Genomic DNA, 7,825 nt, shown 5'->3' with positions numbered 1-7,825 from the left:
GTGAGAATGCAGTTTTTGTTTTCTTTTATCCCAGCTCGACCACGTAGGCGGGATCGAAGCCGTCGACCGGGTCCTCCTCGGCGTAGCCGCGCTGGTTGCTCACCACCCGCGTGCCGCCCAGCTCGTAGTCCAGGCACACGTGCGTGTGGCCGTGGATCCACATCGCCGCGCGGCCGTCCAGCAGCCACTCCAGGTCGCTGGCGTACGCGGGCGTGGCCGGGTGGTCGCGGTACGGCGGATTGACGGAGCGCAGGCTGGGCGCGTGGTGCGTGACCACCACCGTGGGCCCGTCGAACGGCGTCTCCAGCGTGCGCACCAGCCAGTCCAGGCTGATCAGGTGGCTCACCCGCGCGTCCGCCGGGCGAAAGCGGCGGTACTCCGGGTCCACGCGGATCAGCCGAAAGTCGTTCATCACGGCCTGCGCGGCGGCCATCGACACCTGCCGCTCCCCGAACAGCTCAAAGTCCGTCCACAGCGTGCAGCCCAGGAACCGCACGCCCCCGATCACCACCTCGGTGTTCTCCAGGTAGTGAATGCCCCACGCGCGCCCCGCCTCGGCCAGCCGGCGCTGCAGGCGGGGCGTGGACTTGCGGTAGAACTCGTGGTTGCCGGCCACGTACAGCACGGGCCGCTCCGGGAACCAGTCGCGCGCCAGCTGCATGCCGTCCAAACCCGTGGCCGTGTCGCCGGCCAGCACCACGACGTCCGCGTCGGTCTCCGGCGGGTGAAACGGCGCGAACTCCGTGTGCAGGTCGCTCAGGACGTGGATCTTCATGCGGGAAAGATAACGCGCGACGGCACTTATGCGAATCCGCCCCCGCGGTGGACGCGAAAACGGGCACGGCCGCCCATCCGGCCGTGCCCGTTCCGCAGGTCTTGGCGGCGGATCAGGCGCCGGCCAGCCCCAGCTGCTCGGTGAGGATCTGCACGTCCAGCGCCTCGGTGCGCACGCGGCGGTCGTAGTACAGCATCACCAGCACGGCGGGGAGAAAGGGCATGGTCAGGACGATCACCGTCCACGCCAGCAGCTGCTCCAGGATCATGCTCACGGGGCTCGCCGACACGGCCGCCTGCGCCGCGTCGGGGTTGAACGCCTCCTGCAGCCCGCCGGAGAGCACCCCGATGGCGATGGACGGCAGCCAGACGATGACGAACGTCACGAACAGGATCCCGGCGATGCGGGGCAGGGCGCCACGCGCCAGCTCCATCGAGCGCGAGATGGCCTCCATGGGCCCCTTGTCCTCCACCATCACGGCCGGCAGCACGCCAAAGAACATCGCCCCCACCAGGAAGACGACGGCGGACGCGCCCAGGAACACCATCAGCCCGCCCATCACCGTGATCCAGCCCACGCCCAGGCTGGCGAGGATGTACATCACGGCCGCGGCCGCCAGCCACACGGCGATCATGGTCGCCACGAAGGCGAGCGCGGCCAGGGTCCCGGCCCCCACCAGCGTCATGGCGGCGGCGACGGCGGCGGCCACGCTGTCGGGCAGCGACACGGACTTGCCCGCGTACGACTGCGCGGCCTGCCAGGTGAGCGTGCTCCACAGCATGGTGACGCCGCCCGCGACGGCGATTGCCACCACCAGCCCCACGAGCACGGCCATGAAGCCGGGCATGACGGCCATGAGAAAGGCCCCCAGCCCGCCCACGACGGCCGCGCCGATCACCAGGCCCAGCATCAGCAGAAAGCTGGTGCTCACGAAGAGCCGAAAGTTGCGCCGGTACAGCGTGAACGCGCCGTCCAGCACCTCGCCGAACGAGAGGGGGCGAAAGTTGGATGGGATCATCCGGCGGGCTCCGGAGAAGGAAGGGAATGTCGAACGCGGCGGAAACGGCTGGATCCGGAACGTAGGTCTGCGCATCGTTCCGGTCAACGAAACCGATTTCTCACGCAGGGCCGCAGAGGCGCGGAGGAGCTTCGTCACGAGATGAAGTACTCTGCGTCCTCTGCGGCTCTGCGTGAGAATGCAGTTCGGTTTTTCTACCGCAGGCGCACGGTGACGGGCGTGGAGGCGCCGTCGGGGATGGTGCGGTGGTTCTCGTCGGACCAGGCCAGGCGCAGGGTCGTCTCGCCCGCGGGGAGGGCGGGGAGCGTCCAACGGTAGCGCGTGCCGCTCACCGGACGCAGCTCCGTGGACGCCGCCATCAGCTCCGTGCCGCCCACGAACAGGTGCAGGTGCCGCCCCGCCGCCGTCCACCCCGTGGGGCCCAGCGTGAGCGGCGCGCCCGCATCGAACTCCACGACGGCCGGCTGCGCCACCTCCGCGCCCGCGGCCGGGCTCACGATGGACAGCGTGGGGACGGCCGCCGCCGCGGGGCCCGCGCCCGTGTCGGAGCCGCCTTCCGCAAAGCTGCGGACCCAGAAGAACAGGCCCAGCAAAACCAGCACGACGCCAACGGCGCCAAAGATCCGGTCCGACACCAATCGCTCGCCCGCGACCTGCTCCGCCGCCATCTCGTTCTCCCGATTACGGTTACTCGCGCCCATCCGGCGTGAAAGATGCGACGCAGGTGCGCGCCGCGCGAGGGGGCGCGGTTGCCAAGCATACCCCATGGGGGTATATTCTTGCCCATGATGCGCACGCTGACGACGCTCCTGCTGCTGGTCTGCTTCGCCTGGTCACAGGCGGCGGCCGCGGAGTGCCACCTGGCCGCCCGGCCGGGGGGCGCGTCCGACGTGCACGCGGATGCCCACGCGCACCATCACGGGCACACCGCGCCGGTGCCCGCCGGCGATGACAATCCGCATCATCACGGCCCCGCGCAGCACGCATCCACCGGGTGCGGCATGCTCACCTCCTGCGGGGCCGCCACCGCGCCGCCCGTCCTGGCCCAGCCCGCCGCCGCGTTCGCGCAGGCGGCGCACGGCCCGGGCGCGGACCGGGGCGCGTACACCTCTCCCTCGCTGTCCACCGAGCCACCCCCTCCACGAGTCGACCTCCGTTCGTGACATCGACGCCGGCCCGCACCTGGGTCCGGCGCAGTTGCAACTGGAGAGGAGACACACGGAGATGAAGAGGGTGATCATCGCCGCGGCCCTGTTGTCGGGGTTCGCGGTGCAGGGCTCGCTCGCCGCGCAGCAGCACCAGCACGGCGCCGCGGTCGATACAGCGCGTGCCGATTCCACGCGTCAGCACACGCGGCACGCTCCCGCGCATCCCCAGCCGATGCAGGCGGATACGGTGCATCACCGGATGATGCACGCCGATTCCTCGGATCACCGGATGATGCGGACGGATTCCGCGCATCACCGGCAGATGCATGGTGATTCCGCCCATTCGTCGATGCAGCACGGGGAGCACGCGCAGATTCGATCCATGCAGCCCGCGTCCGCCGATCACGCGGGGCACGGAGCGCAGGGCGGACACGCGCGGGCGGAGGGCGTGCCGGGCGCGCACAGCATGGCCATGCGGGAGCTGGGCGGCGGATGGAGCGTGATGGGGATGGCGCAGGCCTATCCCATCCTCACGGCCGGGCTGGCGGACGACGGCTCGCCCCTGCGCGAGACGGAGCCCTACCTCACGCAGCCCGCGCTCATGCTGAACGTGGCGAGCCCGGGGCAGCGCGTCGTCCTGCGCACGACGCTGAACTTCGAGGCGCTCACGCAGCCGGACGGCGAGCTCACGTTCGGTGGGTGGGGCGAGGGGTTCATCGACCGGCGGCATCCGCACACGCTGCTGCACGAGGCCATGCTGAGCGCCAACCTGTGGAGCGCGGCGGGCGGATCGCTGTCCGTCTCGGCCGGCAAGGGCTTCGCGCCGTACGGAACGGACGATCCCATGTCGCGACCGGTGGCGAAATATCCCACGAACCACCACCTTTCGCAGATCCTGGAGCGGTGGACGGCCAACGTTGTCTACCTGCGGGGTGCCTGGAGTGTGGAAGCCGGCCTCTTTGGCGGGCAGGAGCCGGACGGTCCGTACGACTTCAGCAACGTCGAGAGCTTTGGCGACTCGTGGTCCGCGCGGCTCATCCGCCGCTTTGGCGGCACGGGGACGGGCGCGCCGTGGGAGGTCAGCGCCTCGTACGGCAGCGTGGCGGAGACGCACCACGAGGAAAAGGCGCGCACGGCCCTCGTCAACGGCTACGTTCGCCACGCGGGCGCGCACCGCTGGGGCACGCTGTACGGCTTGGTGGAGGCGTCGCGCAGCGAGCCCGAGGGCGACGAGCGGGGGTACTACGCGGTCCTGGGCGAGACGATGGCCGGCATCGGCCGTCATCGCCCGTACCTGCGCGTGGAGCTGTCCACGCGGCCGGAGTACGAGCGCGAGGCGGGCGAGGACGGCTTTTTTCGCTACGACCACGACGCGCACGCCATCGGCTCCACGCGCTGGCTGATCACCTCCGCGGGGTACGGCCTGCAGCTGAGCGGGTTTCCGCTGGGCGCCAGCCCGTTCGTGGAGGCGCAGCACAACCGCGCGTGGCGCGAGCGGGGGGACGTGGATCCCGAGGCGCTCTTTGGGCAGACGTCCTTCTGGAGCCTGACGGCCGGGTTCCGCATCTTCCTGGGCTCCGGCGGGCCCATGCGGATGGGGAGCTACGGCGTGCTGGACGACATGTCATCGAACCACCGGCCCGCCTCCGCCACGGGGGTGCACGGCCACTGAAGACCGAATGCCGTTGAAGCTGCTGACCATCATCCTTCCCGGCCGCCGCGCGCTGTTGCTCGCGGCGGCCGTGGCGTGCGCGCTGCTGCCGTCCGTTGCCGCCGCGCACACCAAGGTCGACCGCACCGCCCCGGCGGACGGCGACACCGTCCAGGACGTGCGCGAGGTGCGCGTGCACTTCAGCCGCGGCGTGGAGAGCGAGCTCACGTCCATCACCCTCTTTCGCGACGGCGCGGCCATCCCCGTCGGCCGGACGCAGGTGGTCCCCGAGACGGAGGGCCGCGAGTACCTGCTGGCGCTGCCAGACGCGCTGACTCCGGGCGCGTACGAGGCGCGCTGGAAGACGGTGGGCGGCGACGGCCACGTGCTGGAAGGCACCTTCCGCTTCGTCGTGGACGGGCCGCCCCCGCCCCCCGTGGACACGGCCGCGCCGCCCGTCGCGGCCGGCCCCGTGCTGGCGGCGGATTCCGCGCCCCCCGCGCAGCACGAGATGGAGGGCCGCGAGGTGAGCGGGGCCGAGTCGCCGCAGGCCGTGGCGGTGCGCTGGGCGTGGTTCGCGGCGCTGCTGGGGATGATCGGCGTCGTCACGTTCCGCTACGGCGTGCTGCCGCGGCTGGACCGCGAGCCGGCGCACCGCGCCGTGGCCGCGCGGGCGGAGAGCGCCGCGTGGTTCGTGGCCCTGGGCGCCGCCGCCCTCTCCGTGGCCACGCTCATGCTGCGCCTGCTCATGCAGGCGGCCGCCCTGGGCGCGGACGCGTGGAGCGGCCAGCGGCTGAACCTGCTGCTGACGCAGACGGGCTGGGGCCTCGCGTGGGTGCTGCAGGCCATCGCCACGCTGGCGTTCGTGCTGGGGCTGTTCGTGGCGCGGGCGCCGTACGGCAAGGCGGCGGGGTGGATGGGGGCCGGCGTGGGCGCCATCCTCCTGTCCGCCGTCCCCGCGCTGAGCGGCCACGCGGCCTCCGTCACGCGGCTGAATGCCATCGCCATCGCCAGCGACACGCTGCACGTGCTGGGCGCCGGCGTGTGGATGGGGACGCTGATGGCCGTGCTGGCCGTCGGCATCCCCGCCGCGCTGAGCCTGGGCGCGGAGGCGGACGGCGCCGTGCTGTCGATGGTGCGCGGCTTTTCGCCGCTGGCGCTGGCCGGCGCCGCCACGGTGGGGCTGACCGGCGTGGTGAACGCGCTGTTTCAGATCACGGCCCCGGCGGACCTGTGGGCCACCAGCTACGGCCGCACGCTGCTGGTCAAGCTGCTGCTGCTGATGGGCGTGGCGGCGCTGGGATGGTACAACTGGAAGAAGGTGCTGCCCGGGATGGAGGCCGAGCCCGGCGTGGCGCGCCTGCGCCGCTCGGCCCGCGCGGAGCTGGGGCTGGCGGTGCTCGTGCTGTTGGTGACCGCCATCCTCGTCGCCCTGCCGACGCCGTAGCAGGGCGGTTCAGGGGAGACGGCAGGGGAGGACTTCGGCGCGGGTTGGATGGCTCGCGCCGGGAGCAACCCGCCGTGGGGCGCTGGGATCTCGCGGATTGGGCGGAGTGTGTCTCGCCCGCGGAGGGCCCCCTCCCCCCGGCCCCCTGCCCCCGCTTCGCGGGGGAGGGGGAGAACCCAGCCCCCGCACGAGCTCGACTCCACGCAGATAAGCCAGCCCAACGAAAACCCCTCCCCCGAAGTTGGGGGAGGGGTCGACTGCCGTTGCGAGGAACGAGCAAAAAGGCGGTCGGGGGAGAGGGCCCTGCGTCGCGCAGCGACGCGGACTCCGCCCACTCTCCGTTCCCTGCATCCCCCTCTGCCTCGCCCTTCCGTCTCCTCCGCTCGTCCTCCCGTCCGCCCTCCAGCACGCCTACTGCCGCTGCCCGCCGGCCTGGCTGAGCATGCGGCTGCGGACGATCTGCCCGTCCTCGTCCAGGATGTACTCAATGACGGCGCCGGTCTCGTCGCGCACCTGGCGCACGGACTGGCCGGCGGCGTTGGTGCTCTGGCGCAGCACGGGCAGGTCCAGCAGCCGGCCCACCGTGCGCGTGCCCACCACGCCGCCCGCCGTGTTCAGCGTGCGCTCCACGATGTTGCCCGTCTGGTCCACCGTGCGCTGCACCGTCTGCCCCAGCGTGTTCACCGTCTGCGACAGCACGCCCCCGGGCGCCGTCACGTTGTTCAGCGTCTGCCCCACGGTGCCCACGGCCTGGTCCGCCACGCCGCCGGGGCGCAGCGCCTGGTTGGCCACGCCGCCCACCGTGCCCAGCGCGTTGTTGACCGTGCCCGTGAGCTGGCTGACGATCTGCGGATTCTCGTCGAGGAACGTGAGCGCCCGGTCCACCGCGTACACCACGTTGTCCAGGTCCACCAGCAGCAGCGCCTGCGCGCGCACGCCCTGGGTGGTGAGGTCCAGCTCGCCCAGGTGCACGTCCGCGCCGGCGGTCACGCGCACCAAGTTGGCCACGCGGGCGTTGAGCGACAGCCGCGCGTCCAGGTTGGCGACGTTCAGGCGGATGCGCTCCACGCACAGGTCCGGCACGTCCACCACCACGTCGTACTCGCGCAGGATGCCCTGCGGCCCCGCGCCCGGTGTGCGTGCCGCGGCGCCCGTTCCCGGCTGGCACTCGGCCACGGCCGTCTGCTGCGCCGCGGCCGCCGCCGGAAGGGCGACCATCGCCGCCAGCGCCATCCACCCCCATCCCTTGCGCATCCCGCGTCTCCCCTGTGCCGGTTGCATCCGTTTGCCCGATGGCCGGGGCGCCGCGTGCAAAAAGGCTGCCGTTTGCGGACGGAACGCCGGGCATGGAACTTGACCGCGCCCAGGCCCCGGCGGAGCGGATTCCTTTACCAGACGCGGATGATGGCACCGGGTAGATGGCTGATCGCGGCGATGCTGGTTCTCGCCGCCGCACCCGTGGCGGCGCAGGACGCGTGCGCCCTGCTGCCCGTCGCCCCCGCCGCGGCGGACAGCCTGCCCGACGTGCTGATCCGCGCCACGGCCACGGCCCGCGAGGTGCGCTTCAACACGCAGCCGCGGACGTCCGTGCGCGCGCTGGGCTGCGCCGACAGCGTGATCGTGACGGAGCGGGTGAACCTGCCCGATCCCGTGGAGCCCGGCGTGACGTACCGCGACGTGCGCGTGGGCATCGAGATCCGCGCGGACCTGCGGATCACCTGTCTGCTCCCCGCGCTCGCGGCCGATCCCGCGCTGGCCGGCCTGTGCGCGCCGGCGCCGTCCGCCC

Annotated in this window: 8 protein-coding genes; 4 read left to right on the top strand and 4 right to left on the bottom strand. The window is 72.2% G+C overall.

What is annotated here, in order from left to right; genetic code table 11:
• Positions 1–25: 25 nt before the first annotated feature.
• From VFZ20_RS07360 to VFZ20_RS07350, 3 genes are all read right to left on the bottom strand, one after another.
• Positions 26–775 carry a metallophosphoesterase gene (locus VFZ20_RS07360; RefSeq protein ID WP_329683200.1) on the bottom strand — a complete coding sequence of 250 codons (750 nt, stop codon included), beginning with the start codon at positions 773–775 and terminating at the stop codon, positions 26–28.
• A 112-nt stretch (positions 776–887) separates the two neighbouring features.
• A complete protein-coding gene (locus tag VFZ20_RS07355) occupies positions 888–1,793 on the bottom strand; it encodes a hypothetical protein (RefSeq protein WP_329683199.1) in 906 nt (301 codons plus the stop codon).
• Positions 1,794–1,987: 194 nt separating this feature from the next.
• The gene (locus tag VFZ20_RS07350) at positions 1,988–2,461 is read right to left on the bottom strand and encodes a hypothetical protein (protein WP_329683198.1); all 474 of its coding nucleotides are present in this window, start codon (positions 2,459–2,461) and stop codon (positions 1,988–1,990) included.
• Between the two features lie 117 nt (positions 2,462–2,578).
• Between VFZ20_RS07350 and VFZ20_RS07345 the strand changes: the two genes are divergently transcribed.
• The 3 genes from VFZ20_RS07345 to VFZ20_RS07335 all read left to right on the top strand — a co-directional run bounded on the left by VFZ20_RS07345 (position 2,579) and on the right by VFZ20_RS07335 (position 6,039).
• The gene (locus VFZ20_RS07345; RefSeq protein WP_329683197.1) at positions 2,579–2,956 is read left to right on the top strand and encodes a hypothetical protein; all 378 of its coding nucleotides are present in this window, start codon (positions 2,579–2,581) and stop codon (positions 2,954–2,956) included.
• Between the two features lie 61 nt (positions 2,957–3,017).
• Complete coding sequence (locus tag VFZ20_RS07340) at positions 3,018–4,613, top strand: hypothetical protein (protein WP_329683196.1); 1,596 nt, start codon at positions 3,018–3,020, stop codon at positions 4,611–4,613.
• 13 nt (positions 4,614–4,626) lie between these two features.
• On the top strand, positions 4,627–6,039 hold the full coding sequence (locus VFZ20_RS07335; protein ID WP_329683195.1) for a copper resistance CopC/CopD family protein: 1,413 nt from the start codon (positions 4,627–4,629) through the stop codon (positions 6,037–6,039).
• 411 nt (positions 6,040–6,450) lie between these two features.
• On the opposite strand, the gene VFZ20_RS07330 is transcribed toward VFZ20_RS07335, so the two are convergent.
• On the bottom strand, positions 6,451–7,293 hold the full coding sequence (locus VFZ20_RS07330) for a hypothetical protein (RefSeq protein WP_329683194.1): 843 nt from the start codon (positions 7,291–7,293) through the stop codon (positions 6,451–6,453).
• Positions 7,294–7,473: 180 nt separating this feature from the next.
• On the opposite strand from VFZ20_RS07330, the gene VFZ20_RS07325 reads away from it, so the two are divergent.
• A partial coding sequence (locus tag VFZ20_RS07325) for a hypothetical protein (RefSeq protein ID WP_329683193.1) occupies positions 7,474–7,825 on the top strand: 352 nt, incomplete at its 3' end.

Source organism: Longimicrobium sp. (genome assembly GCF_036280135.1).
Classification (GTDB): Bacteria; Gemmatimonadota; Gemmatimonadetes; order Longimicrobiales; family Longimicrobiaceae; genus Longimicrobium.
Note: the sequence above shows the minus strand (reverse complement) of the source record. Positions and strands in the feature narration are given on the sequence as shown.